Here is a 25,802-nt window from a genome sequence, read left to right as displayed (position 1 = left end):
GCTCACGCCCCCTTCGTCCTTCTCAGCCGGAGGCCGATCCCTCCCGGCTCGCAGCGGATTCGGTGCCCCGGCACAGCCGGGCCACCACGTGTGCGTAGCGCTCGTCGAAGGCCAGCACGTTGAAGGCGGCGTCCAGTTCGCGGTCCAGCGTGGGCCTGGCCTGTTCCCACAAATCGTGGCCCGCCTCGGTCAGGTGGATGCGGCTGACGCGCCGGTCGCCGGGCCACAGGCTGCGGCTCACCCGGCCGGCGCGCTCCAGTTGTGCCAGCACCCGGCTGGCCGAGGAGACCGCCACGCCCAGCCGGCGGGCCACCGCGCCGACCGTCACCGGCTCCGGATGGGCACCGGCCACCGCTGCGAGTGCCATGAGCGAGGCCAAAGGGACGTCGTGGCGGCGCTGCAGCGTGCGGTCCAGCTGGTACTCGACCGTGGTGAACAGGGGAAGGACCCGTTCCCACAGCCGGAGGCCGCCGTCATCTCCGGCCTGGGCGGATACGCCGTCGCCGGCTGCGTGCGGACGGGTCATGGAACGAGCAGGAGCTTGCCCCGCGTACCACCTTCGGCCAGCGCGTGGTGGGCCTGGGCCGCTTCGTCGAAGCCGTACTCCTTGGCCGTCCGCAGCCGCAGGGCCCCGCGGTCGACGAGTGCGCTGAGCTCGGCGAGACGCTCGCCGTCCTGTTCGACGTGGCTGACCGTCACCGTGATGCTTCGCTCCTCGACCGGACGCCGGGTCGGCACGATGGACACGACCCGCCCGCCGTCCCGCACGAGGCCGATCGCCCGCGGCAGTCCCGCGGTCTCCAGCAGACCGTCGGCGCCTGGGCCACCGGTGGCCTGCTCGGGGGCACCGACCACGACCTCGTGCGCGCCCAGGGCCAGCGCCTCCTCGGCGTCGGCCGTGCGGCGGACCTGTGCCACGACCCGCAGCCCCCGCAGCCGGGCCAGCTGCACCGCCAGACCCCCGACCGAACCGACGGCACCGGTGACCAGCACAGTGGCCTGAGGGGGCAGGTTCAGAGCGTCGAGCGCCTGATGCGCGGTCAGCCCGGCCAGCGGCAGGCCCGCGGCCGCGGCGAGGGGGACGGAGGTGGGGGCCGGTGCGGTGATGCCCGCCGGCAGCGCCACCGTCTCGGCGTACGTGCCCCGCCCGGTGGCCATCTGTGCCGACATCGCCACGACACGGTCGCCCACCGCGACGGCGGTGACGTCGTCGCCGACGGCCACGACGGATCCCGCCACGTCCCAGCCCAGGATCATGGGCGGCTGCAGCAGGCTGTGTCCCGCGTGCAGTCCGGCGCGTGTCTGGAGATCGACGGGGTTGACCGCGGCCGCCGCGACGCGGATGAGGACCGCGTCCGCCTGGGGTGCGGCCGGCTCCGCGACATCGGCGACGGCGAGGTGTTCGGGGCCGCCGTACGCGTCAAGGACGACAGCACGCATGGTGCTCCCTTCTGTGGTGGTGGTGAAAGACCGTCAGGGCGTGATGAGTTCGGGGACGCGCGGCGGCAGCCGGTCCGTCACGACGGCGGCCAGGGTGCGCACCGTGATCACGCGCGCCGGGCGGTCGCCCGCCCTCAGGTCGCCTTCGATCCCGTGCGGCACCAGCGCGAGCTGCCCGGCGCCCACCGTCGTCGTCCCCTCGGCGCGGGAGACGAGGAGCTCACCGTCGAGGACAAGCAGGGCCTCTTCCACCCCGTGGGCGGGGTTCAGCTGAAGTCGGGCGCCGGCGGGCAGCGTCCATTGTTCGACGGCTTCACACTCGCTGTGCAGCATGCCCCTGCGCACCAGGCACTGCCAGTCGGCGGCGACGGCGCCGGAGGCGGTGCCCGTCATGGTGCGGACCATCGTCCGCAGCGTCGAGATGATCACTTCGCCTCCGCCGCGTGCTGCGGCACGGCCAGCGTCACGATCAGCAGCCGCAGTCCGCTGCCCGCCTGGACCGTGTTCGTCGTGCCGGCGCCGAAGGTGACACAGGTGTCCGCCGCCAGCTGCACGGTCGTGCCGTCCGCGGCTCTCACCCGGCCGTCGCCGCTGTGCACGAAGACGGCCAACTCGGCGTCGGGCCGGCCCAGTACGCACTGCCGGCCGGCGTCGAGGTCGGTGACGTCGACGCTCTTGAGCGGGCCGGTGAAGACGCCCGCGGTCGACACGGTGCGCTCCTCGAAGAGGTCGTGGATGGCGATGTCGCCCATGGCGGGCACCTCCGGTGTGTGATCGGCTCCGGACAGGACGGCGCCGGTACCCGGCGCGAGGGTTTCGATAACCCACCAGTCGAGGTCGGTGTCGCAGGTGTTGCGCAGGCCGTGCACATTGCCCGGGGCCGTCAGGGCGAGCGATCCCGGGGCGACCGGGTGAGAGCGGCCGTTGAACAAAAACTCCCCTTGACCGCGCAGGATGAGGTAGATCTCCTCGGTGCGGGTGTGCCGGTGCTCACCGCTGAGCCCGCCGGGCGGGATCGAGGCCCATTCGACCGCCTCGGTGGGCGAGGCGAGTTGGCGCCGTCCGGCGAAGCACTTCCAGCGGGTGCGGCCGGCCGCGCCGTGCACGCCGTAGACCGTCGCCGCGTCCGTGACCGTGCCGATCGAGGAGAAGACGGCAGTGGTGGGCGCGGTGTCCGCGGGCGCGGGGGGCGGCTGTGTGCGCAGCGTGGCGGGCGGACGCGGCCCGCCGCTGCCCGGGCGGGCGGGTGCGGTCGGGCTCAACGGTTCACTCCCACCGACACCTCGGCGAGCTGCTGGGCGGCCGCGGCGAGTTCGGGTTCGGTGACGTCGTTGACGAAGATCGCGCTGCCGATGCCCACGGGCAGCGGCAGGCGCTGCTGTCCGTCGCGGTGGCGGACGGTGTCCCGCAGCGCGGGCACCAGCACGTCCGGGGTGCACTGGGGGTGCCAGGCGGGCAGGGCGAGCCGGTTCATCACGCCGAGGATGCGCTCGCGCTGGTAGACGCTGAGCAGGCCGCGGCGCTCGGCCATCACGGTGGTCAGGGCCATGTCCACCGCCACCGCCTCGCCGTGCAGCAGGGCGGGCAGCGCGTTCATCTCGATGGTCGGGCTGAAGGTGTGGCCGTAGTCGACGACCCTCTCCAGCACCTTCTCCCACAGGTTGGGCTGCAGCTCCTCCAGCATGCCGTGGATAGCGCGCTCGACCACTTCGGTCGCCGGGTCCAGGTGCAGCCCGCGGGCTGCGAGCCGCTGGCCGACCGGGGCGTCCGCCGGGGTGAGGCCGATCCCGGCCGCCGGGCTTTGCAGTTTGTCGCGCAACAGGCCGCTGCCGTGCTGCTCCAGCAGGTCGAAGAGGCGTGCGTCCTTGATCAGGGCGACCTTGAGGATCTCGGCGAGGCCGTTGCTGATGTGCCGGTCTTCGAGGGTGGTCAAAAACGTCCGGTCCAGCAGGGTGCGGTCGGCCGGAAAGTATGTGCCGAGTCGGTTCTTGTGCCCGTTGTGGTTCACGCCAGTCTTTGCACCGACACCCGCATCGACGAGGCCGATCAGCGTGGTGGGGATCCGGATGAAGGGTGTGGAGCGGCGGTAGAGGCTGGCTGCGAAGCCGACGATGTCCATCAGCACGCCCCCGCCGATGGCGATCACCGGCTCCCGCCTGCGGTCGATGCCGAAGTCGTCCAGGGCCTTGGCCACGCGCAGCACTGCGTCCATCGACTTGTGGCTCTCGCCGTCGTCCAGGACCAGGACCCGGTGTTCGACGCCGTGATGGGTGAAGTAGGCGCGTATGCGCTCGCCGTAGAGGGAATCGACGACCGTGTCGGTGACGACGAAGCGGCGTAGCCCCGTGGTGCCGACCGCGTCTTCCAGGATGGTGGGATTGAGCGGGTCCAGGAGGTTCTCGCTGGCGCGGATCTCGTACTGGACCGGGTTGCTGGTCTGCACCGACCAGTGGGTCACCGGGCTGCCGACCGCGAAAAGACCGTCGTTGCCGTGGGTGGTCTGTGTGTTTTGCTGCATCAGGCGTCTGTCCTTCGACGAAGAGTGTCGGTTCTTGTCCGTCGTGGATCGATTCGGGGCAGCACGAATGAATGTCCGCATGGCGAAGTCCGAAGGCTTCGGCTGCTGGACCTGACCACTGTGGCGTGGCGCGGTCCCCCCGTTGCGCTCGACCCTGCCACAAGTTTCATTGCGCACGCAAGCACAACTCTGATCTGTTCACCTGCCCGTAAAGGGATTTGACCTGCCCATCGGGCATTAACGACCAGGCGAAACGCATGCTTGCGCAAGGATTCAGCCAGGACGGGGGCGGGTTCCGGTGGGTGCTGAGGCATGCGAAAGCCTCTGCCGACCGGCGGCAGAGGCTTCGGGGGGGGGGGTGATCAGCGCTCGAGCGTGGGGGCGTAGCGCAGCCGGGCCACCACCGAGCTGGTCCTACTGTCCATGGCCGCCACTTCGAGGGCCATACCGACCTCCTGACGGAACAGCTTGCTTATGTCCGCAACGATCGCGCGGCCGGCGTCGGTGATGCGCACGATCACACCCCGGCGGTCCGTCTCGTGGGCAACGCGCTCGGCGAGTTCCCGTTTCTCCAGGCGCGCCACGGCCCGGGTGGCCGACGACTGGTTGAGCCCGAGCTGCTGGGCCAGCTCGTTCATACGCATGCCGGCCGGGTCGCCGACGCTGAGGGCCTGCAGGGACAGGAAGTCCGTGAGCCCCAGCCCGAAGTCCTCGGACAGCCTTCTGTCCAGCTGGGTTCCGACCTCCGCGACCAGTACCGACAACTGACTCCACAGCTCGATGCTGTCTTCCTTGCGCGATCGCATGGCTGCTGCCTTCTTCATGTGCCCGAAGGGCTTCGTCGTCTGCTCCGGGAGCGGGGAGGAGGGGAGGGAGGCAGGCCGCACCCCTCCTATGGCGACCGGGGTGACCGAACCTCGCGGACAGGATACGAGCCGCCGCCCCGTGAGGAAACCCACAGGTAATCAGATTCTTTTCATGCTCGGACAACGAGCTTGATGACCTCTTGATGACGTAAGAGTGTCCGATCATCCTCACAGAACACCAAAAGACCAGCTCAGACAGGCTTCCTGGCGGTCCTCGCACCTTGGAGCCTCCAGAGTTTTCCTTGCGCACGCAACGACAGTGTTCTACTGTCGCCATCGGCCGGACACCCCGGGCCTGCGGGCGGGGCGCGAACCGCGCCGACGGCACTCGTCGTGCCCGCGCGGGGCCCCAGGGCGCCGGCGCACATTTCACATAAGGGGGACTGCATGCTCAGTACGGCGGCGGCGTCATCGCCGACACCCGTGCTCACCGGCCTGCCCACAGCGCGGGCGGTGGACCACTACGCGTTCACCGTGCCCGACCTGGACCAGGCCGTGGCCTTCTTCACCGACGTCTTCGGCGGCGAACTCTGCTACCGGGAAGGGCCGGTGGAGGACCCCGCCGGTGACTGGATGACCCGCAAACTGGGCGTTCACCCACGAGCCCGGGCCCACGTCGCCGTGGTCAGGCTCGGCCCGTACAGCAACCTGGAACTCTTCCAGTACACCGCCCCCGGACAGGTCACCACCGCGCCCGGACCCAACGACGTGGGCGGCCACTACCTGAGCGTGCGGGTGGCAGACCTGGAGGCTGCCGAAGAACGACTGCGGGCAAGCGACGTGGTGCGCCTGGGCCCCACAGCGGCCCCCGGCAGCCGCTTCGCCGAGGAGCGGCGCTGGTTCCTCAGCCCGTGGGGCATGATGCTCGCCCTGTCCGGACCCCTACCCCCCGAACTCCCCGACAGGGCGCACACGGCGGGACGCTTCGTCCCCGATCCGCCGGCGAACGCCGCCGGGCGGGGCGGCCCACTGGGTCTGCTGGGCGTCGACGGCGTCGGTTACACGGTGGCCGACCTGGACGCGGCCACCGCGTTCTTCACCGGCGTCCTGGGCGCCGACCTCGTCGAAGACACCGACGACGCGACGTCGGCGGACAGGACGGACCACTGGCCGCCCGGAGCCGAGCGAACCCGAGGGGTGGTGCTGCGCACCGGTCCCACGGCCAACTGCGAACTGTCCCAATGCGGCACGGGCGCCCGCCACCGGCGCCCGCCGCGCAACAGCGACATCGGCGGCCACCATCTGGCGTTCTACGTCGACGACGTGGACGCGGCCGCCGAACACCTGCGCCGACAGCCCGGCGTGACGCTGATGGGCGAGCCGGAGACGATCACCGCGGGGCCGATCGCCGGAGACCGGTGGCTGTACTTCTCCACGGCCATCGGCATCCAGATGGAGCTGATCAACATGCCCGACGGCCTGCTGCCCTACGAGACGCAGACGACGGCCCGCCGTGCCACGCCGGGGCGCCTGCGCTGGCACGACCGTCCCTGACCGCAGCGGACAGGACACATCAACGGGGGAGTTTTCTTGAGCACGCACACACCGCCACGGGCGCGCCCTGCCGGCCCGCTGCGCAAGGCCGGCGAAGCAGGAGTGGCCATCTGGCTCGACTGCCGCGACAGTCCGCTTCGCGCGTCTGTGCCGCAGCCGGAGCCAGACACGGCAGGAACGGTCCGAGGCGTCCTTCTGCCCGGACGGCCCGCGCTGCGCCCGGGGGCCGGCGAAGGTGAGATCGCCGCCGTGCTGGCCGACGGCCGTGCCGTCACGGTGGCTCCCGTGGGAGGCGTGGCCGGCTACCGGCAGGCCATGAACACGGTACTGACCACGCTGGAGACCGCGGTCGCCGTCGGCACCCCGACGCCCCCCATGGCGATCGAGTACTCGCCCGCCGATGTCGACGCCACCGTGAACGCCCATCTGGACCTGGCCAGCAGCTGGGAGGCCAAGGCGATGCGGGGACGTGCCGGCCTCGCCGGAGCACACCTCCTCCATGCCGCCCTGCGGCACGACCTCACCACCGACCGATGGACCCGCCTGGCAGCACGCGGAGCCCGAGCCCCGTACCTGCGGTGGTCCATCACCGCACGCTCGCTCCGCGCGGACACCGGCGTCGCCTATGCGCAAAGGTGCCTCTTTCCCGGCACGACGCTGGCCCTGCCGCCCACGGTCTGGCGGGAGTTCGAGTCGCGGGGCGTCGTGACCGGCCCGACCGCGCTCGACGTCACCGAGGCCCGGCGCGTCATCGACACCCTCGGCTGGTTCGGCGTACGCCTCGACGCCCCGGCCGGCTGACCCGCCCCTCCCCCGACGCTCCCGCGCCGCCCCGGCACCGCCCGGCCGACCCCTTGCCGCCCTGCGCGGATCCCTCGGCCCCACCATCACCGCCCCCTTCGCAGCGCTCCCGGCTGCCCGGTGCCGGTGCGTCGGGCTGACCACACCACGATCAACAAGGACACACATCGATGAAGAACCTCAATCGCCGCATATTCCTCTCCGGCACGGCCGCCGCGGGAGGCGCCCTCGCCGTCGGCGCCGCCGCTCCCGCGTCCGCGGCCCCGCCCCAGCGGCCCACCACGGCCGCTGCCCCGCAGGCCGTGGTGGGCCCGAAGGACCGCCGCTACGCCGACCTGCGCCGGGGCACCAACCAGCGCTGGGTCGGCACCCCGGACGAGATCCGCCTCGTCACCACCACCGACGACGTCGTCAGGGCCGTCCAGGACGCGGTCGACTCCGGACGCCGCCTGGCCGTACGCAGCGGCGGCCACTGCTACGAGGACTTCACCACGCACCAGGACATCGCGATCGTCCTGGACCTGTCGCAGATGGCCGATGTCTCCTACGACGCCGAGCGCCGCGCCTTCGCCGTACAGCCCGGTGTGCCCCTCGGCCGTGTCTACGAGCGCCTCTACAAGGGCTGGGGCGTCTACCTGCCGGCCGGCAACTGCCCCAGCGTCGCAGCCGGCGGGCACATCCAGGGCGGCGGCTACGGGTCGATGAGCCGACGCGACGGGCTCGCGGTCGACCATCTGTACGGCATCGAGATCGTCGTGGTCGGAGCCGACAAGAAGGCGCGCGTGGTCACCGCCACCCGTGAGGCCGACGACCCGAACCGGGAACTGTGGTGGGCGCACACCGGAGGCGGCGGCGGCAACTTCGGTGTCGTCACCCGCTACTTGCTGCGCTCGCCCGGCGCCACCGGCACCGACCCGGCAGGCCAGCTGCCGGCCCCGCCCCGCGAGGTGTGGCTGAGCGAGGTCGCCTGGCCCTGGCAGGAGATGAACGAGACCCGCTTTGCCCGCCTGATGTGGAACCACGGCGACTGGCACGCCCGCAACAGCGCACCCGACTCCCCCTACACCGCACTGTTCAGCCAGCTCAAGCCCTTCCACAAGTCGGGCGGAGCCATCGTGCTCGACTCGCTGATCGACGCCGGCGCTCCCGGCGCCGAGCGCATGGTGCAGCGCTACATCGACGCCGTCTCGGCCGGTGTCGGAGTGAAGCCGCAGGTGCGCCAGTACCGGCGCATGCCGTGGCTCCACGCCACCCAGTGGCCCGGCTTCACCGGCCCCGACCCCACGGTGCGCTTCAAGGGCAAGTCGGTCTACGCCAAGCGCAACTACACCGACACCCAGATCGCGGCCGCCTACCGGCACCTGACCCGTGACGACTTCAGCAACCCCAGCGCCCTGCTGATGATCGCCTCCTACGGAGGAGCGGTGAACAAGGTCGCCCCCCACGCCACCGCGGTGCCCCAGCGCGACTCCGTGCTGAAGTACCAGGTCGTCTCCCTGTGGAACGACGCGGCCGACGACGCCGCGAACATCGGCTGGGTCCGCGAGTGCTACCGCGACATGTTCGCCTCGACCGGCGGCGTGCCGGTGCCCAACGACACCAACGACGGCTGCTTCATCAACTACGCCGACGTCGACCTCGGTGACCCCCGCTGGAACACCTCCGGCGTCCCCTGGCACGACCTCTACTACAAGGACGGCTACCGGCGGCTACAGAAGGCCAAGGCCACCTGGGACCCCACCGGCTTCTTCCGGCACGCCCAGTCGATCCGTCCTGCCTGATCCCCCCCGGCCGCGGCAGCCACACCCTGGCGCCCACCGTCACCTCACACCCTCAGGTGGTCCTCGTGTCCCACGTCCCCGCCCCGCCCGGGCCCACCGCCCGGCTGTCGTCTCTCACCGGAATGCGGTTCCTCGCCGCCTTCTTGGTGTTCCTCTTCCATCTGTCCCTGCTCGACGCCTACTCCACCCCCGAAGCCGGACACGGCCCCTTCGCCTCCGCGCTGAAGAACGGCGGCTGGGCGGGCGTCACCTTCTTCTTCATCCTCAGCGGCTTCGTCCTGACCTGGTCGGCCAGGGACAAGGACAACACCCCCGCCTTCTGGGGCCGCCGGCTGGCGAAGATCTACCCCAACCACGTCGTCACCTTCGCCCTCGCCCTCGCCCTGTACGCGTCGGCGCACGCGACCTGGGCCCGGGCCCTGCCCAACTTCTTTCTGCTGCAGGCGTGGATACCGCGCGACGACGTGTTCTTCAGCATCAACAACCCCAGCTGGTCACTCTCCTGCGAGCTGGTCTTCTACCTGCTGTTCCCGGTACTGCACCGGCTGATCGGCCGCATCGGGGCCGGCCGGCTGTGGTGGTGGGCCACCGGCGTCGCCGCCGCGATCGTGCTGCTCCCGGTGGCCGCCCAACTCGTCCCCGCAGGGGCTGACTTCGGGCCGAACCACGCCAACTCCCCGCTGTACGGCCACTCCATCAACCAGATGTGGTTCGTCTACATCTTCCCGCTCACCCGGGTCCTCGACTTCGCCCTCGGCATGCTGGCAGCCCGGATCGTCCTCACCGGCAAGTGGATCCGGCTGGGCGTCCTGCCAGCCTCGGCCCTCACGGTGATCGCCTACCTGGTGAGCCTGAAGGTGCCCTTCCTGTTCTCCCTGAACGCGGTCGTCGTAATCCCCTTCGCCCTGCTCATCGCCGCCACCGCGGCGCGGGACGCCCGCGGCGTGGGCACGGCGCTCAGCGGACGCGTGTGGGTGTGGCTCGGCGAAGTGTCCTTCGCCTTCTACCTGGTGCACCAGACACTGCTGTCCTTCACGCAAGAACGCCTCGGATTCCACCAGGCCCACTCCACCTGGGAGGCGGTCGGCGTGGCGGCACTCGTCGCCGCGGTGAGCCTGCTGCTGGCCTGGCTCCTCTATGCGGGCGTCGAGCGGCCGGCCATGCGCGCCTGGTCGCGCCGGGCCCGAGCCCGCGCCGGCCATCAGCAGGCCCGACTCGCCGGCGTCCCCAACATGCCCCGGCACCCGGTCCAGGAGACCAACGAGAAGCCCGTCACAGCCGACGCTCCCTGAACCCGCACGACTTCGTGTCCACGGCCGCACCCATGTCGGCCGTGGACGCGAACGCGGCCCGCATCGCGCGCCTCACCCCTGAGGAGCATGACCATGCCCCTGCCCGTCCTCGCCATGATGCTGTGCACCTTCTGCGTCGGCACCGCAGAAAGCGTCATCGCCGGAATCCTCCCCGACATCGCCGACGACGTCGGCGTCTCCCTGAGCACGGTCGGCATGCTGATCGGCGTGTACGCGCTGGTCGTCGTGATCGCCGGCCCGTGTCTGACCGCCCTCACCGCCCGGCTGCCCCGCGCCGTGCTACTGCCCTGCATGATGGGCGTGTTCGTCCTCGGCAATGTCATCGCCGCGCTCGCCCCCGGCTTCGGATGGCTGATCGCGGGCCGGATGGTCAGCGCCCTGCCCCACTCCACCCTCATCGCCGTCTTCGTCGCGGCCGCACGGGACCTGGCAGCCCCCGGCCGACAGGCCGCGTCCGGAGCCAAGGTCACCCTCGGCATCGGCCTCGCGACCGTCGTCGGCGTGCCGGCGGGAACACTGCTGGGCGACCGCTGGGGCTGGCGCGCCACCTTCTGGGCACTGGCCGCGCTCAGCCTGCTCGCCACCCTCATGCTCCTGCGCCACACCGTCCCCGAGCCGACGCCCGCCCCGGCATCCGCGCCCCGCCCCAGGGCCTCGGGCCGCCGGCGCAGCTTCGCCCTCCCCCTGCCGATGCTCCTGACCGCGGTGGTCATCGTGCTGGGCACGGGGGGTGTGTTCGCCCTGTACACGTACGCCTCGCCCTACCTGACGCAGGCCGCGGGATACGGTTCCCCCACCGTGACCGTCCTGCTCTGGCTGTACGGCCTGGGCGGTATCGCCGGCAACCTGCTGGGAGCCCGAGCGGCCGACCGCCACCTGCGCACCGCGGTATTGGCCACCCTCGGCAGCGCCACGGCCGCCCTGCTGCTCCTGGTCCTGCTCGCCGACCACGCCTGGGCCGTGGCCGTCCTGTTCTGCCTGCTCGGCGCCGCCTACTTCGCCACCATCCCCGCCCTCAACACCCAGATCGTGGCCTCCGCCGGACCCACGTCGGCCGCCATGGCTCTCACCGTAAACAACTCGGCCTTCTGCATCGGCATCGCGCTCGGCAGCTGGCTCGGCGGCGCCATCCTCGCCCACGACCACGACGTCACCCTGGTCCCGGCGGGAGGGGCCGCGCTGACCGCAGCGGGTCTGCTGCTGAGCACCGTCACCGGCCGGCTGCTGCGCACCAAACCCACCACGAGCGACCCTCACGTCCCCGCGACCGTGTGAATCACAGCCGGGAGAAGAACCAAGCGGTCGCCACTGCGCCGCGAGGGGAGCGAGCGGTTGGTGGAGCGGTGGTGCCGGGCCTGGCACGAGCGCGGCCGGGTTGGGGTCCTGTCGCAAGGCGCTCCGGGACGGTCCCGGCACAGCGCAGGTCACCAGGCTGGAACCCCTTCCCCGGTGTACGAGGTTGTTCTGAGACTCTAGTTTCCTGAGGTCGGTGGCTGTCCCCGGGAAGTACCGGGTGGCCGGAGGCCGCCTGGAAGGGTTCCGTCACTCAACCGGAGACGCGCACCCGTTGCGCCGGGTCACGTCCGGCCCCGGTTCCATCCGCGCCGCCCATGCCGCCCCCTAGGGGTGTTATGCCTTGACCGGGTCGCCGCCCGGCTCCTTCACGAGTCGATCGCCGACCGCGATCGACTTCCACAGTCCACGGCCGATGCGCACCTTGACGGACTGGCCGTCCGTACGCCTCAACTTGACGAAGTGGTACATGTTCGCGCCGTCGAGCATGCCCCGCGACTTGTCCTCAACGACACCTTCCCAGGCGTCATCTGGTCCTGGTTTATGCGATTTGACCATGCCTCAAGTCTACGGAGGGCGAGAGGCACGGTGCAGTGTCGAGAGGCACGGATACCGCGGTACAGATGTCGCGCCAGGAGCCGTACAAATGTCCTGGGCGGCGTGACGCACCGCCCTTTCCCTTCCACACCCTTGCGAGCGCAGGGGGCCGGTGGGCATTCCCTGCCCCCGCCGAGTGGTCGGGGGCGGCAGGTCAGGCACTGCGTGGCTTGCGGGCAGCGCACTTCTTCGCGACGTACACCGTGGGTGATCTGAGGCAGCCTACGATCGGCGGGAGGCGATAAATGCTGGATCGCAACTAGATGCCCCAGTACGTTCCGTGTGCGTGACACCTCGCTCGTACGCCCGGACCACCCCTCGTATGGCAAAGATTGTGTAGTGCAACAATGCCCGGTTCCTCTCGCGAGTGATGGATGTCCGCTTGCCTAGCTGGTGTTTCTCGCGAATTACGGAGGCACGGCAGCGTGCGGCGAGTAAAGAAACCTTATCGACTTGAGCTTCATCTGAGAATGGAGCAATGCATTCCGGTTCACGGCTACGGATTTCGTTGAGTCCCCGTCAGGGCCGTGGTTAGTATGAATGCACTCCCGGTTGATCAAGGCTTTCGCGAGGCCTCTGATTAACGGCGGAGTGGGGTACGTACTCGTCTGCGAACCGATTCTGTACAGGTGCAGAATGTTCGGCCCCCGAGCTTTGCTCGACGGGTTCGGCATTGGACATCCGCTAACTGCCCTCGGGGCGCGGCCTCACGCCGCATGCCGCCGACGGCATTCAGTACTCGAAAGGAATCCATCATGAACGGCAAACGTGCCGTTTCCGCTGCGGTGATCGCCGCTCTTGCCGCGGGCGGTACTGCGGCGCTCACCGCCTCCAGTGCGTCGGCCGCCTCGCTGCCGCATCAGAAGGCCGCGGCCCAGCACTCGGTCGCCACCGCTCAGGTCATGGGCAAGGGCGTGCAGCCGCAGTTCCTGCACGCGATCGCCCAGAGCGTGGCCGCGGCGACCGTCGTGAAGACCGCCGAGTACACCGTGAAGGTGGCGACCAAGCTGAAGTCGTCCAGCGACTCCTCGTCCTCGAGCGAGTCCTCGTCGTCCTCCAGCGGCGGTCCCGCCATCAGCGGCAAGACGCTGCACGGCGTGATCCCGGGCGACACCGCCTACGACGTCAAGTGAGCGACGGCGTCGACGGTTTGAAGGCTTCGCGTGACGTGCGGAGCCGTGCGATCCCATGGCGTCGGACGACCCCCGACGCCGCGTGACCTGCAGCGCCGGCTGACCTCCGGCGCAGGGGGAAGCGCCACGATATCGCCTGACCAGCGGTAGGACGTGGCGTGCGGCATCGACCGACCATCGATGCCGAGTGACGTGAGCCACCACCTGAGCGGTGGTGCGAAGTGACTTGCGGTGTCGTGCCACCACCGATGCCGATCAGCCCCCCGTGCCGGGGCGGGGCGCCCCGCCCCGGCACGCAGTCTCACGCATATCCACCACCCTCATTGACTTCGATCAACCTGGATGTGGACAGCGATGAGAGTTCTCCCGCGCTCACGCGCCGCAGAGGACGCACCCCGGACGGCGAGCGGGGCGCTTTCGGTGAACGTACGGATCAGTGCGCTGACAGCGCTTGCGGCCGTGTCCGTCTACTGCTTGTGCTGCCTGGTGTACAACGCGCCCGGTTCCCCCGCGAAGGACCGTATCAAGGGACCCGTCACGGCCTTCATGGAACCGTATTTCTGGCAGGACTGGCAGCTCTTTGGCCCCACTCCCGGCAGCAGTGACGACCTCATATACCTACGGACCCGGATGAAGCTTCCCGGCTCCGGCCAGGTCGTCGAGTCGAGCCCTGTCGAAATCGAGCAGGCCATTGACAGATCGCCGCACGATTTCCCGGTAAACCCGACGAAGCTTCCCGGCGTACTCCTGGCATTCGATGCGGCGGCCAATCGGTATGCAGGTATCGCCATCAAATTCAAGAAGCTCCCGGCGGCCAGACGCGACGCCGCCCGAAAAATACTTGACAAGCAATTCGCACCCGACTTCGAAGAGATGCGGCGCTTCTTCTCCGCGCAGGCGAGGACACTGTATCCGAACGCTCAGATCGTCTCTGTGCAGGCCACCTTCAAGAACCGTCCCATCATTCCGTTCTCGGAGCGGTACGAAGTACCCAGGCCCAAAGAGCACCAGCAGGGAATTCTGGCGACATCGTGGATGGACTACGTTCCGGGAGTTGCGCAATGAGCGGCACAACTGCCCTGCTGGGCAAGGGATGGCGGGCCGGCACGGAGCGGCTGGACGCCGTCATACTCCGCTTCGCCAGCCACAAGCACCGGCTGATCGGGACGGCCCTGCTACGCGTCGTCATCGGCTTCGCCACCATCCTGTACTGCCTGTCCGACTACTCGAAGCGGCGCTTCCTGTGGGGGCCCGAGTCCTACAATTCGATCTCCACAGCGAGGTCCGCGCTGCCACGCTGGGGTTTCTCGCTCTTCCTGTGGGGACATTCCACGGTCTGGTTCGAGATCGTCTTTCACGCCGTGATCCTGGTGTCCGCCGCCTTCATGATCTTCGGCGGCCGTGTCCTGACCCTGGCGCAGGCCGTGCTGATGTGGTCGCTGCACAACAGGAACCAGGACGTGCTCGAGGGCGGCGACAACCTGGCCCAGATCCTCATCCTCTTCATGGTCTTCACCGTCTCCAACGCCTACTTCGCCGTCGGCGCGAAGCGGCGCAGAGCCAGGATGCGGGAGCTGGAGCAGCCGACGACGTCCACCGTGCTGCACAATCTGGCCGCCTTCCTGATCGTCTTCCAGACGGCCGTGCTGTACTTCGCTGCCGGCTACTGGAAGATCACCGGCAAGGTGTGGCAGGACGGCGTGGCGATGTACTACATCAGCCGCATCACCGGCTTCCAGATGTCAGCGACGTACACGCACCTGATGAGCCACGCCTGGCTCACCACCGCCATCAGCTACTTCACGATCTTCATCGAGCTGGCGTTGCCCTTCGCGATCCTGTCCGCCCGTTCCTGGATCCGAAAGGCCAACACCCTGGCCCTGGAGGGCATGCACCTGGGCATCATGGCGTGCATGGGTCTGGTGTGCTTCGGGCTGTTGATGATCGGCGCGGACTGCACCTGCCTGCGCGACGAGGACTACCGGTCGATCGTGCGGCGCTACCGGTCCGTCAGGGACCGTCTCGTGCAGCGCAGTAGGCCCCTGCTGCCGACGCCCGGCATGACATCCGTGGCGATGGCGGCGGACAGGGACGGTGCGGCCGGTGCCTGAGAAAGCGGGAACACCGGCGGAACCCCGCCGCACGGGACAGCCGGCGGCCGACCTGCTGTTCAGGTTCCTCACCGCCAAGCGCGCACAGCGAGAGGTGCTCGCCCCGCGGGTCGTGGCCGCCGTGGGAGATGAGCGACTCGACCAGATCCTGGACGGCACCCGCGAACGCGTCGGCGAGATCACCGGGGTACGGGACCATCCCGACGGGCTGGTGATCGAAGGCACCAGGGGGCGTGCCCTCGCCTTCGCCACCACACGCGACGGCCAGGTGCTCGACGGACTGCTGATCGCCCCGGGTCCCTACCGCATACCGCGACTGCGCGTCCCCCACGGGGCGCGAGCCGCCCTGGTGTGGACCGTGTGGGTGCTGCTGCTCGCCGCGCGCATCGACGCCTGCTGGCAGGCCCCTTCCCGCATCGCCTGGTGCGGCCGTCTGCTCATCGTCGCGGCCGGCTACCTGCTCATGGAGGGCTGGCAGAGCCCGGCTCGGCTGCCGTGGTGGATACGCCGGCCCGTGGAGGCCGGCGCGCTGGTGGCCCTTGCCTCCGCGTCCCGGCTGCCCAGGCTGCCCGCGTCGGGCGGCGGCGAGGCCGAACTGGTGGTGGGCGTGGCCCTGCTCGCCGGCTTCGGATGGTTCCTGCTCCGGGCGCGCCGCCACTGCTGGGGGACCGCCGTGTCCCGGCCTCTCACCTTCCCCCTGCGGAACGGGCAGTGGTACATCGCGCAGGGCGGCGGGGCCCGCCTGAACCATCACGCGTCCTTTCCCGAGCAGCGCGGCGCCCTGGACGTGATCCAGATCGGTCCGGGCGGTGCCCGCGCACGCGGCACCGGTCTGCGCGGGGAAAACGAGAGCTATCTCGTGTACGGGCAGAGCCTTTACGCCCCGTGTGACGGCACGGTCGTCTCCGCCGCCGATCACCTCGACGACCAAGCACCCGGCACGATCCGATACCAGCCCCCTTACGGCAACCACGTGTTCATCGACACCGGCGCCGAGATCGTCAAGCTCGCTCACCTGCGCCGCGGCACCGTGACGGTGAGGACGGGCGATCCTGTGCACGCCGGGCAGCTGCTCGGCGAGGTGGGCAACTCCGGCAACAGCACGGAGCCCCACCTGCACATCCACGCCGAACGCGACGGCCTCGGGCTCGATCTTCAGTTCACGGGCGTCACCGGCCCGCTGTGCCGGGGCCGGACCGTGCGCACGTAAGGCCTCGGCCTCCTGCATCACCACGGCGGGCAGCGCGTTCGAGCAGCCGCGCCGCCCTGCCGCCCTGCCCAGCTCCGCGCGCTGTCCAGCGCCGCGTCCCGAAGGAACCCCTTCTTGTCTCTCCTTGCCCGAATACGTCCTGGGCGTCGCCTGCGCCCTTACGTCGCTGCGGCGGCCTGTTCCGCACTCCTGGGCACGGCGCCCCTCGCCACCGCCCACTCCGCCGACCACCGCCACCCCCTGGCCGGGTCCCGGCCGGCATACGCCACCGCGGCCGCCGACGCAGGGCCCGTCCCCGGCGATCAGCACGTCAGCGCCCGCCTCTACCTCAACTCCCGTGACCCGCAGGGCCTCACCGACCTCCTGCGCGACATCAGCGACCCGCACAGCCCCCACTACCGGCACTACCTCACCCCGCAGGCATACCAGCGGCGCTTCGGCCCGACCGCCACACAACTCGCCCGCGTCACCGCGTGGTTGCACACCTCCGGGCTCGCCGTCACCCAACGCACCACCCATTACGTGAAGATCACCGGCACCGTCGGCGCCGTGCGGCGGGCCTTCGGCACGAGCCTCCACCGCTACCGCACCGGCCGCGGCACGAGCCAGGCCCCCGCCGGCACCCTCAGTGTGCCCGCCTCCCTGGCCACCACCCTGCTCGGCGTGTCCGGTCTCTCCACCCCCGGCGCTGCCCGGCCCCTGTCGACCCCCACCTCGACCCCCGCCCCCGCCCTCGGTGTCGCCGCCGACGGCGCGGTCTGCTCCGGCCACTTCGGGCAGAAACCCGCCACCGGATTCCCCCAGGCCTACGGCAAGACTCCCACGTACGCGCCCTGCCCCTACACCCCCGCACAGCTCCGCCACGCCTACGGTGCCGGCACCGCCCGCGGCGCCACCGGGCGCGGCTCCACCATCGCCATCGTGGACGCCTACGGGTCCCCGGACATGCCTGCCGACGCCGACCGCTACGCGAAGATCACCGGTGACCACGCCTTCAGACCACACCAGTACCGACAGCACGTCACCCCCGCCGACTGGCACGTCAGCGACGCGTGCGCGCCCCCGGGGACCTGGGCCGGCGAGCAGGCTCTCGACATCGACCTTGCCCACGGCCTCGCCCCCGACGCAGACATCCTCTACGTCGGCGCCAACTCCTGCCTCGATGACGACCTGATGGACGCCGAGTCGTACGTCATCGACGGCCGCCGGGCGGACGGTATCTCCAACTCGTGGGCAGAGATCGTCCACTCCGAGCCCGGACACCTCACACCCGCCCTCATCGATGCGTGGAACCTGCTGTTCGAGCAGGCCGCAGCCGAAGGGATCGGCGTCTACTTCGCGGCCGGCGACTGCGGCGACTCCTCACCCGACGCGGCCCAGACCGGCGTCAACTGCGACCCCAAGACCACCCAGGCCCAGGCCGACTTCCCCAGCGGATCCCCGTGGGTCACCTCGGTGGGCGGCACCACCCTCGCCCTCGACCGCCACGGCGACTACGCCTGGGAGACCAGCATGGGCGATGAGCTGTCCATCCTCACCGACAACGGCGCCGCCTGGGGACCTGTCCCCGGGGTCTTCACCTTCGGAGGCGGAGGGGGTGTGAGCGACTTCCCGCAGCCCTGGTACCAGCACGACCGAGTCCCGGGGGGCACCGGACACCGCACCACCCCTGACGTGTCGCTGGAAGGCGACGGAGCGCTGCCCGTCCTGATCGGCCTCACCAACGTCAAAACCTTCCACCTCATCGGATTCGGCGGCACATCGGCGGCCACCCCCGCCTTCGCCGCCATCCAGGCCGACGCGCAGCAGGCTTGCGGACACCGGCTCGGCTTCGCCAACCCGCTCCTGTACGCCCTCCCCCACGCCCCCCTCTTTCACGACATCACCGATCAGCCGGCCAAAGCCGGGACACCACCCTTGACCGTGGTACGCGACGAAGGCCCCGACACCGACACCTCCACCGGCGAACAGCGCTACCTTCTCTACACACTCGGCCACGACTTCGGCCTCCACGCCCACCCCGGTTACGACGACGCCACGGGTCTCGGCTCCCCCACCCCCAGCTACCTTCGCTGGTTCCGGCACACCAAGGGCACCCTGAAGTGAACGCCGACACCTTCGTCGTGGGAGCAGGCCCCAACGGCCTCGCCGGCGCCGTCACGCTCGCCCAAGCCGGCCTCACCGTCGCCGTCCTGGAAGCCGCCGACACCATCGGCGGCGGCACCCGCAGCGGCGAACTGACCCTGCCCGGCCTGCTACACGACCACTGCGCGGCCGTCCACCCCATGGCCCTGGCATTCCCCTACCTGCGCACCCTGGATGTCGAACGTCACGGACTTCGCTGGGCGTATGCCGCAACCGACCTCGCCCATCCCCTCTACGGCGACCACACGGCGGTGCTGCACCGCGACCTGGCCGTCACCGCGCGGAACCTGGGTGCCGACGGGCCCGCCTGGCAGCGCCTGTTCGCGCCACTGACCACTCGCTTCGACGCACTGGCTGAGGACCTGATGCGTCCCATGGCGCGAGGGCCCCGACATCCCGTCCTGACAGCCAAGTTCGCCCTGCTGGCGGCTCCCTCCGCTCTGCGGACCGTCCGCCGATGGCAGACAGAAGCGGCACGCGCCCTGTTCGCGGGGACCGCCGCCCACGCGATGCGCACCCTGACCGGCACCGCCAGCTCCGCGATCGGCCTCATGCTCACCGCTGCCGCACACCGGCACGGCTGGCCCGTGGCACGCGGCGGCTCTCGGGCCATCACCGACGCCCTCGCCGCCCGTCTCGTCGAACTCGACGGCACCATCGAAACGCGGTCTCCCGTGCGCTCGCTGCGCGACCTGCCTCCCGCCCGGACGGTCCTCCTCGACCTCACCCCACGCGCAGCAGCGGCCGTGTGCGGCGCACGCCTACCCGCCTCTGTACGACGCGTACACCCGCCACCGTCACGGACCCGCCGCATAGAAGATCGACCTGGCCGGCGACGCGCTGGGAGGGGGGAGACGGTCGGCAGGTGGTCACGCGGGCCGGTGCGGTCCTGGTACCGGAGACGGTCCGCAAGACGGGCCTCCTCGTGGGCCTCGCGCCGGCGGCGCCCGCCTGGCCGATATCCTCAACCGCCGGATGCTTCACGCGATCTGGGCTGACCCGATGCGCCAGGCGTCCCGGACGCCGCTCGCGGGCCCCTTCGGCTCGCCGCTTGCCGTGTGGGCTGCGGTATGGCGCAGTGCGCAATGCCTCTCGTGCAGCAAGCCCAGTCAGCATTCGGCGGTGCAGTCGGTGGCGAGTCTCGTGGGGGTGGCCGCGACTGCCGCTGCGGTCATCTGCCGTGCGGTGGTCGCGAGGCTGGCGATCGCGTCGTCGGGGGTCAGGCCGCGGAGGTCGATCAGGGCGAACAGCGACTCAGCGCTGATTACGAGGGCGAGGCCGCGGACCAGTTGGTCCACGCCCGCGCGCTGCGCGGAGCCTGCTGCGGAGATGATTGCCGAGCACATGACGGCGAAGCTGAGCGTGCGAGCGGTCGCCGCGCGGGCGGGTGTGAGCAGTAGGGTGAAAGATCCAGTCCACGGATCCGTGTCCATGCGGGAACAACGAGGTCGTCATGCAGTCCAAGGAAACTCCCCCCGACGGGCACGCCGACGTACATATCGTCGCCGCCTCCCCCGAGGTCGCCCGCCGGGTCGCGGAGGTTCTCCGTCACTGCTTCGCCACCACAGAGCAGCGCAGCTATCCCGCGGACGCCGAGGGAGGGACCCGCCTCGAGCTGACGGTGGACACCACCAGCGCGGCAGAACCGGCGCGGTCCTGGCTGCAGACCAGCCGCTCCTCGGGCCAGGACGGCCGCCGGACGTGAAGGGACCTGCGGGAGCGGTCCATTCCGCCTGTTCGGGGAGTAGCGTGAACCCATCGGGAGCACTTCGCGTACCGGCGCCGATACCGGTGCCGTTCCTGGTGAGCAACGGCACCGGGCAACTGCTCACGCGCAGGGGTTCGGAGACGGGTTCGCACGATGTCCGCGATCACCGACCATTCCTCGCCGCGCGCCGTGCCCTTCAGGGCCCCGACCGCACGCCTCGCCCTCAAACCCGTGAGCCTCTCCCCGGAACGGGACGAGCTGGACGGCGCCTGGTGGCCCCGCTCCCGTGACCTGAGCCACGAACTCCCCGTGCTGGCCGACGTATTGGACCCGCTGTGGGGGCGCATCACCCGTATCGCCGTCAACCCCCGCTACTGGCCGATCGTCCCGGAACGGCTTTTCGTCAACGGCCATGGGGTCAAGGTCGGTTGGTTCACCACGGAGCTGGACCCGCACAAGATCCTGCTGCTGTCCGGAACGTCGGGCCCCTGGGATCTCCTGGTGATCCCCCCGGAGGTCAGCGCCCCGTCGGCGGCCCGGCTGATGGCCGCCGCGAGCGCGAGCACTGCCCGGCAGTCGACCGCGACCGCTCTCATGGCGGCGGAACTGGCCGACGCCCCCTCGGCACCGGCCGACATTGACACCGGACGGCCCGACCGGCCGGCGGCGGAGATGCGGCCATATGCGCCGCAGCCCCGGCCGTGACGAGACGCCCCGGATCGCGCGGCCACCGCGTTGACGCGGACCGTCACCGGAGTGGAAAGGCCGCACAGTGCGGGCCATGCGACTCCGGAACACGCCGCGAGGCATTCCGCCATTCCGCCTCGCCCGGTTCCCGCGAGAACCCCCACCGGACAGCAGTGAGGACCGGCCCTGACCATCGCACCAAGCATCCGGAATCAGGCGCGGACGGTGAAGGGCAGGGTCATGCAAGAGCTCGGCCGGGTCGCCCAGCAGGCGACTGCACCGCCGAGGCAGGAACGGCCGCGTCTGCGAAGGCCTGAGACAGGCCGTGGAGAAGACCACGGACACCCTCAGGCGGAACGGAAGCAGCCCTCCGATGATGTACGACCGGACACGCGCCCGGCAGTCCGCCGGCCGGACTCCGGCCCCGGCCGGACGCCGCGTCCCGAGCCCGGAGCCGCTGCTCCCGTCGGACGCGCAGGACAAGATCGTTCCGCCCGCCTGTTTGTTCGGCTGCGGCGTCAAAAGGGCCCGAAGCTCACCACGATGCGATGGCTGCGCAGGTCGTGTCCGAGGGCGGGATCAGCCGTCAGTAATCCCGAACCTCGCCCTGGCCGTGGGGTGCACAGCCTGCCGGGCGGCGGCGCCGGCAGCGCATCTGGCCCTCCTCGGACCCGACGGTGTCGACGGCGTGCCCGCGAAAGAGCAGTGGCGGCTGCTGATGCGGGACGCGGTTCGTGCGGACGCCGAGGCGTTGCTCGACACCGTCGCGCAGGGGCAGCCGGCCGGGGGCAGCACCGCATCCACTCTGACCGCCTCCGTTCGCCATGCTCGGCGACGGGACCTTCTACGAACCCCCGCGGCCCTCACCTCGCTTGACGAAAGACAGCGAGGCACGCCCTGGGGTTACGCCTTGACCGGGTCGCCGCCCGGCTGCTTCACGAGTCGATCACCGACCGCGATCGACTTCCACAGGCCGCGGCTGATGCGCACCTTGACGGACTGGCCGTCCGCACGTCTCACCTTGACGAAGTGATACATGTTCGCGCCGTCGAGCATGCCTCGCGACTTGCCCTCGACGACGCCTTCCCAGGCGTCATCTGGTCCTGATTTGTGAGATTTGACCATGCCTCAAGTCTATGGAGGGCGAGAAGCTCGGTGCAGTGTCGAGAGGCATGGATACTGCGGTACAGGTGTCGCGCCAGGAGCCGTACAAATGTCCTGGGCGGCGTGACGGCCGGAGGGGCAGTCCGACGGCCGGCCGGGGCCGGCCCTGCGGTACTCATGGGCCATGACCACGACTTGGGGTCCGTCCCGGGCGCCGAGTGCGACCTTCACGGGTCGGCAAGCGAACGAAACTCCTGCTCAGCATGGGTTGATCTTGGTCGTGACGCCGGCTACCAGGAGCTTCGTCGCGTTGTACAGCTGGCCAACTCGCCCACGGCGCGATCAGGTTGGAACAATGCCTTGAGACAGGTCGAGGCCTGCTTGTCGATGCTCACCCGGTTCAGCCGGCCGCCCGCAGCGGGCAGCCGGTGCCAGCACGTGCGTCGAGCTCGGCCCGCAGGGCGGCAAGCTGCGTCATACGCGCATCGACAAGCTTGATCTTCTCCTCGAACAGCGCGGACAACGCCTCGGCGGTGTCGGGCGCGTTCCGCAGTTCCTCGCCGGTCTGTGCGATCTCGGCCAGCGAGAAGCCGAGCGTCTGTGCGGTGCGGACGTACTGCAGCCAGGGCACTGCCTCGGGCGGGAAGTCGCGATAACCGTTGGCCAGACGCCGCCCCGTGACGAGACCGATCTTCTCGTAGAAACGGATGGTGTCCCTGGTCAGTCCCGCTTGCGCGGCCAGCTCCCCGATACGCACGGCTCCCCCTGAACTGCGGACTTGACCTTGGACAGTACTCCACTGTTTACCGTCGTGGCGTCCGTGCCAGAGACCAGCAGGAGCCTCGCCGTGTTCCCTCTTTCCACCCCTTCCCACCCCGCCTGTCTTCGCGTCGTACGCACAAGTGCTTGGTACGACCTCGTGGTCACAGCCGGTTTCGCCACGCCGTGGACCTACGCCCTGGTGCACGACGCGCTGTCGAAGATCGGTGACGCGCTCGGGACGGGCGCCCTGCCTGCCCTCGACCCGATAGAGATCCTTTACGCGAATCTGATGGGTTCAGTGGTGGTCGTCTGGGCGCTGCTGCGGATCATCAGCCCCCTGCCGGTGCACGGACTGTTCGACGGCATCGCGCGCACGCTCTTCGCCGCGTGGCAGGCGTATGCGCTGGCACACGGTGCCCCGCGCTGGCTGTGGCTGTTCTTCGTCGCCGAGGTGGCATTCGGTGTCGTCCAGCTTGTGCCGTGGTGGCGGGCTCGACGCACCGACTTCATGGACCTCTTTGCCGGACAATCGCTCGGCGACGCGGGCCGGTAATACCCAGCGGAGTCTCTTGGCCGAAACCCCATTCGTCAGTGACCTCGCCACTGCGCCAGGAGCAACTGCCGTGCCGGCGCACCAGGATGGAGAATGTGGCATGACACGGGTGACCCGCTTCTCGTTGATCCGCAGGCCCTTCGCGCGGAGCTCCGCGGTCACTCGTGGGGAGCCCTGGGCACCGCCGGACTCGCCGTGGACCTCGCGAATTCGCTCGGCCAGGAGCCGGTCCTCGCTCTGCCGGGACGACCTCGCCTTCCTGCCGGAGAGCCACTTGTATCAGCCGGACCGGTTCAGGCCCAAGACCTCGCACAGCCGCTTCACGCCGTAGGCGTCCCGGTGGCCGGCGACGAACTGGAAGCGACTCGCCAGTTGGTCTCCCCGGCGAAACACTTGGCCGCCTTGCGGAGTATGTCCCGCTCGGTCGCTGGCCTCCGCTCGCTCGCTTCGAGTTCGGCCACCCGGGCCTCCAGTTGCCGAATCCGCTCGTCCGGATCGGCGGTCGAGGTCATCTGCCCGGCCTGGGCCGCCGGCATCCCGCCCGCAGAGGGTCCGGCGGGGGCGGCCCCGCGGCGTTCGCGGTCCCGCAACACCCCCTCATGCAGGGTGGCCCGTTAATGCCCAGGTCGGCGGCGATGCTCTTGTACGTCGCCGCGGGCGTGGACTCGTATCAAGGCCACGGCATCGGCCTTGAACTCGTCCGGGTAGTCCTTCATCGCCATCGGCGGTCTTCTCGCTTCCTCCGGGTCAAGCAGATGCAGTGTCAGCGTGTCCACCACTCACAAAGGCCCCTGGGGCACGCCCTCACCCGTCAGACGCCCGTAAAGCTCGCGCTGGTCCGGCGCCGGACAGCTCACCGTGCCGGCGACCACTCTGCGTGCTCGCTACTCGGTGTACCGGACGGCCCTCTTCACCTCAAGCTCCACTCCGGCCCGCATCACGCCCTGCTCTTTCGCGTGCTCGGTGATCGCAGTGTGTGCCTCATGGGCGAGGTCGCGCCATGCCTGCCATGCGGTCTCGTAGGCGGGCGGATCGCTTTGGTCCCGTAGGGCTTGCACGGTCGCGTGCGCCCGGTCGGCGGCGCATTGCATCTCCAGGAGCTCTTCGAAGGTGTGTGTCACGGAAGAAACTTAAGCCGCGCACCGCTGAGCTCCCCGCCGCGACCTGCACATGAGGGGACTTCGCTTGGCTCCGCCTCGACCGGGCCCCGGCCGTGGCCGTTGCACAGACCTTGCCCAGGTGGTGCCCAGGTCGCCCCGGTGGGCAGCGTGGACGGCCATGGCTTGTGGCTTGCGGGAAGTCCGCAGTGGTGACGGCGCAGCGTGCGACCGGGTCTCCTGCACCGAAACCCTGCGCTCCGCCCGGCACCCCGTGCCCCTCGCTCCCGGGCAGCTTTTCCCCCTTGAGCTACTGGTCATGGCCCTCGTCCTGCTCCAGCACGACTTGTTTGAACGCCTCCTGCCCACCAGGCTGCTGCTCGCCGGCTTCTCGCCCGCGATACGGGCGAGAACGCCATAGATGACGGCGATGACGGCGGCGGCCGGCAGGATGAGCAGGCTGACCGGTCTCCGTGTGGGTACCGGGCCGGCGGGTAGCCGGTGAGCGTGACCGCATCCACCATCGCCGTCCTCGACATCGACGGGACACTGATCGACTCCAACTACCACCATGCCCTCGCCTGGTACCGGGCACTGCGCTCGGTGGGCGAGGTGTATCCGGTGTGGCGGCTGCACCGGCTGATCGGGATGGGCGGGGATCAGGTGGTCACCGCTGTCGGTGGCGAGGAACTGGAGCGCCGGGTGGGCGACCGGGCCAGGGAGCAGCAGGGCCGGGAGGTCGACGAGCTGCTGGAGGAGATGGCGCCGTTGCCCGGTGCCCGCGATCTCCTCGTGGCGGTCAAAGAGCGCGGTCACCGGCTGGTGCTGGCCAGCTCTGCTCAGCAGCGTCACGTGGAGGTCTTTTTGGACAGGCTGGACGCCCGTGACATCGTCGACGACTGGACCACCAGCGCCGATGTGGAGTCCTCCAAGCCGGCGCCGGATCTGCTGCAGGTGGCGCTGAAGAAGTTGGGAGCGCCGCCTGACGCGTCGAGTGTGATGGTCGGCGATTCGGTGTGGGACGTTGAGGCGGCCAAGAGAGCGGGGATGCCGGCGATCGTCGTCCGTTCCGGCGGCTTCGGGGACGACGAGCTGCACAAGGCCGGCGCCATCGCCCTCTATGACACCCCCGGCGACCTCGCGAAGGCACTGGACGACACGCCACTCGCCTGACGCCCCCACCAGCGCC

General features: G+C 69.9%; 26 protein-coding genes and 1 pseudogene. 15 read left to right on the top strand and 12 right to left on the bottom strand.

Annotated elements, in window-relative coordinates; genetic code table 11:
• Window positions 1-22 precede the first annotated feature (22 nt).
• From M8J74_RS19005 to M8J74_RS18980, 6 genes are all read right to left on the bottom strand, one after another.
• Window positions 23-526, bottom strand: coding sequence for a MarR family winged helix-turn-helix transcriptional regulator (locus M8J74_RS19005; protein ID WP_249837579.1), 504 nt, complete (start codon window positions 524-526; stop codon window positions 23-25).
• Window positions 523-1,440 carry an NADP-dependent oxidoreductase gene (locus M8J74_RS19000; RefSeq protein WP_249837578.1) on the bottom strand — a complete coding sequence of 306 codons (918 nt, stop codon included), beginning with the start codon at window positions 1,438-1,440 and terminating at the stop codon, window positions 523-525. Before M8J74_RS19000 ends, M8J74_RS19005 begins: the two co-directional genes overlap by 4 nt.
• A 33-nt stretch (window positions 1,441-1,473) precedes the next feature.
• Window positions 1,474-1,869: a cupin domain-containing protein gene (locus M8J74_RS18995; protein ID WP_249837577.1), complete on the bottom strand. Its 396-nt coding sequence runs from the start codon at window positions 1,867-1,869 to the stop codon at window positions 1,474-1,476.
• Entirely contained in the window at window positions 1,866-2,702 is an 837-nt protein-coding gene (locus M8J74_RS18990) for a cupin domain-containing protein (protein WP_249837576.1), read from the bottom strand. The genes M8J74_RS18995 and M8J74_RS18990 overlap by 4 nt, the downstream gene beginning before the upstream one ends.
• A complete protein-coding gene (locus M8J74_RS18985; RefSeq protein WP_249837575.1) occupies window positions 2,699-3,958 on the bottom strand; it encodes a sedoheptulose 7-phosphate cyclase in 1,260 nt (419 codons plus the stop codon). Before M8J74_RS18985 ends, M8J74_RS18990 begins: the two co-directional genes overlap by 4 nt.
• Before the next feature lie 362 nt (window positions 3,959-4,320).
• Window positions 4,321-4,764, bottom strand: a complete 444-nt coding sequence (locus tag M8J74_RS18980) for a MarR family winged helix-turn-helix transcriptional regulator (protein WP_249837574.1) — start codon at window positions 4,762-4,764, stop codon at window positions 4,321-4,323.
• Window positions 4,765-5,211: 447 nt separating this feature from the next.
• On the opposite strand from M8J74_RS18980, the gene M8J74_RS18975 reads away from it, so the two are divergent.
• The 5 genes from M8J74_RS18975 to M8J74_RS18955 all read left to right on the top strand — a co-directional run bounded on the left by M8J74_RS18975 (window position 5,212) and on the right by M8J74_RS18955 (window position 11,488).
• Window positions 5,212-6,318, top strand: a complete 1,107-nt coding sequence (locus M8J74_RS18975; RefSeq protein WP_249837573.1) for a VOC family protein — start codon at window positions 5,212-5,214, stop codon at window positions 6,316-6,318.
• A 249-nt stretch (window positions 6,319-6,567) separates the two neighbouring features.
• Window positions 6,568-7,119 carry a beta/alpha barrel domain-containing protein gene (locus tag M8J74_RS18970; RefSeq protein ID WP_249837572.1) on the top strand — a complete coding sequence of 184 codons (552 nt, stop codon included), beginning with the start codon at window positions 6,568-6,570 and terminating at the stop codon, window positions 7,117-7,119.
• A gap of 170 nt (window positions 7,120-7,289) precedes the next feature.
• The gene (locus M8J74_RS18965) at window positions 7,290-8,900 is read left to right on the top strand and encodes an FAD-binding oxidoreductase (protein WP_249837571.1); all 1,611 of its coding nucleotides are present in this window, start codon (window positions 7,290-7,292) and stop codon (window positions 8,898-8,900) included.
• Window positions 8,901-8,965: 65 nt separating this feature from the next.
• Window positions 8,966-10,192 carry an acyltransferase family protein gene (locus M8J74_RS18960; RefSeq protein ID WP_249837570.1) on the top strand — a complete coding sequence of 409 codons (1,227 nt, stop codon included), beginning with the start codon at window positions 8,966-8,968 and terminating at the stop codon, window positions 10,190-10,192.
• Between the two features lie 93 nt (window positions 10,193-10,285).
• The gene (locus M8J74_RS18955; RefSeq protein WP_249837569.1) at window positions 10,286-11,488 is read left to right on the top strand and encodes an MFS transporter; all 1,203 of its coding nucleotides are present in this window, start codon (window positions 10,286-10,288) and stop codon (window positions 11,486-11,488) included.
• Window positions 11,489-11,842: 354 nt separating this feature from the next.
• Here M8J74_RS18955 and M8J74_RS18950 read toward each other — a convergent pair whose 3' ends face one another.
• Complete coding sequence (locus tag M8J74_RS18950) at window positions 11,843-12,064, bottom strand: DUF7489 domain-containing protein (protein ID WP_443744577.1); 222 nt, start codon at window positions 12,062-12,064, stop codon at window positions 11,843-11,845.
• 794 nt (window positions 12,065-12,858) lie between these two features.
• Between M8J74_RS18950 and M8J74_RS18945 the strand changes: the two genes are divergently transcribed.
• The 6 genes from M8J74_RS18945 to M8J74_RS18915 all read left to right on the top strand — a co-directional run bounded on the left by M8J74_RS18945 (window position 12,859) and on the right by M8J74_RS18915 (window position 19,700).
• Window positions 12,859-13,236, top strand: coding sequence for a hypothetical protein (locus M8J74_RS18945; RefSeq protein ID WP_249837567.1), 378 nt, complete (start codon window positions 12,859-12,861; stop codon window positions 13,234-13,236).
• Window positions 13,237-13,656: 420 nt separating this feature from the next.
• Window positions 13,657-14,301: a DUF5819 family protein gene (locus M8J74_RS18940; protein ID WP_249837566.1), complete on the top strand. Its 645-nt coding sequence runs from the start codon at window positions 13,657-13,659 to the stop codon at window positions 14,299-14,301.
• Complete coding sequence (locus M8J74_RS18935; RefSeq protein WP_249837565.1) at window positions 14,298-15,347, top strand: HTTM domain-containing protein; 1,050 nt, start codon at window positions 14,298-14,300, stop codon at window positions 15,345-15,347. Before M8J74_RS18940 ends, M8J74_RS18935 begins: the two co-directional genes overlap by 4 nt.
• Complete coding sequence (locus tag M8J74_RS18930) at window positions 15,340-16,557, top strand: M23 family metallopeptidase (RefSeq protein WP_249837564.1); 1,218 nt, start codon at window positions 15,340-15,342, stop codon at window positions 16,555-16,557. The genes M8J74_RS18935 and M8J74_RS18930 overlap by 8 nt, the downstream gene beginning before the upstream one ends.
• A 114-nt stretch (window positions 16,558-16,671) precedes the next feature.
• On the top strand, window positions 16,672-18,663 hold the full coding sequence (locus M8J74_RS44545; protein ID WP_283948308.1) for a S53 family peptidase: 1,992 nt from the start codon (window positions 16,672-16,674) through the stop codon (window positions 18,661-18,663).
• Window positions 18,660-19,700: a phytoene desaturase family protein gene (locus M8J74_RS18915; RefSeq protein ID WP_249837563.1), complete on the top strand. Its 1,041-nt coding sequence runs from the start codon at window positions 18,660-18,662 to the stop codon at window positions 19,698-19,700. The genes M8J74_RS44545 and M8J74_RS18915 overlap by 4 nt, the downstream gene beginning before the upstream one ends.
• Window positions 19,701-19,811: 111 nt before the next feature.
• On the opposite strand, the gene M8J74_RS18910 is transcribed toward M8J74_RS18915, so the two are convergent.
• The gene (locus tag M8J74_RS18910; RefSeq protein ID WP_249837562.1) at window positions 19,812-20,048 is read right to left on the bottom strand and encodes a hypothetical protein; all 237 of its coding nucleotides are present in this window, start codon (window positions 20,046-20,048) and stop codon (window positions 19,812-19,814) included.
• Window positions 20,049-20,155: 107 nt separating this feature from the next.
• Here M8J74_RS18910 and M8J74_RS18905 point away from each other — a divergent pair, with 107 nt between their 5' ends.
• Entirely contained in the window at window positions 20,156-20,407 is a 252-nt protein-coding gene (locus tag M8J74_RS18905) for a hypothetical protein (RefSeq protein ID WP_249837561.1), read from the top strand.
• A gap of 156 nt (window positions 20,408-20,563) precedes the next feature.
• Window positions 20,564-21,115 carry a DUF5994 family protein gene (locus M8J74_RS18900; protein ID WP_249837560.1) on the top strand — a complete coding sequence of 184 codons (552 nt, stop codon included), beginning with the start codon at window positions 20,564-20,566 and terminating at the stop codon, window positions 21,113-21,115.
• An 885-nt stretch (window positions 21,116-22,000) separates the two neighbouring features.
• On the opposite strand, the gene M8J74_RS18895 is transcribed toward M8J74_RS18900, so the two are convergent.
• Together M8J74_RS18895 and M8J74_RS18890 are read right to left on the bottom strand one after the other, a co-directional pair.
• Entirely contained in the window at window positions 22,001-22,222 is a 222-nt protein-coding gene (locus M8J74_RS18895) for a DUF7489 domain-containing protein (protein ID WP_249837559.1), read from the bottom strand.
• Between the two features lie 379 nt (window positions 22,223-22,601).
• A complete protein-coding gene (locus M8J74_RS18890; protein WP_249837558.1) occupies window positions 22,602-22,958 on the bottom strand; it encodes a MerR family transcriptional regulator in 357 nt (118 codons plus the stop codon).
• 90 nt (window positions 22,959-23,048) lie between these two features.
• On the opposite strand from M8J74_RS18890, the gene M8J74_RS18885 reads away from it, so the two are divergent.
• Entirely contained in the window at window positions 23,049-23,516 is a 468-nt protein-coding gene (locus M8J74_RS18885; RefSeq protein WP_249837612.1) for a hypothetical protein, read from the top strand.
• Between the two features lie 111 nt (window positions 23,517-23,627).
• On the opposite strand, the pseudogene M8J74_RS45020 reads toward M8J74_RS18885, so the two are convergent.
• Window positions 23,628-23,738 (bottom strand): annotated as a pseudogene (locus M8J74_RS45020) (IS3 family transposase); the annotation flags it as partial.
• Window positions 23,739-24,400: 662 nt separating this feature from the next.
• Complete coding sequence (locus tag M8J74_RS18875; RefSeq protein WP_249837557.1) at window positions 24,401-24,637, bottom strand: hypothetical protein; 237 nt, start codon at window positions 24,635-24,637, stop codon at window positions 24,401-24,403.
• Between the two features lie 483 nt (window positions 24,638-25,120).
• On the opposite strand from M8J74_RS18875, the gene M8J74_RS18870 reads away from it, so the two are divergent.
• Window positions 25,121-25,786, top strand: coding sequence for an HAD family hydrolase (locus M8J74_RS18870; RefSeq protein ID WP_249837556.1), 666 nt, complete (start codon window positions 25,121-25,123; stop codon window positions 25,784-25,786).
• The last annotated feature ends 16 nt before the right edge of the window (window positions 25,787-25,802 follow it).

This window comes from Streptomyces panaciradicis (genome assembly GCF_023516615.1).
In the GTDB taxonomy this organism is placed as follows: domain Bacteria; phylum Actinomycetota; class Actinomycetes; order Streptomycetales; family Streptomycetaceae; genus Streptomyces; species Streptomyces panaciradicis.
Note: the sequence above shows the minus strand (reverse complement) of the source record. Positions and strands in the feature narration are given on the sequence as shown.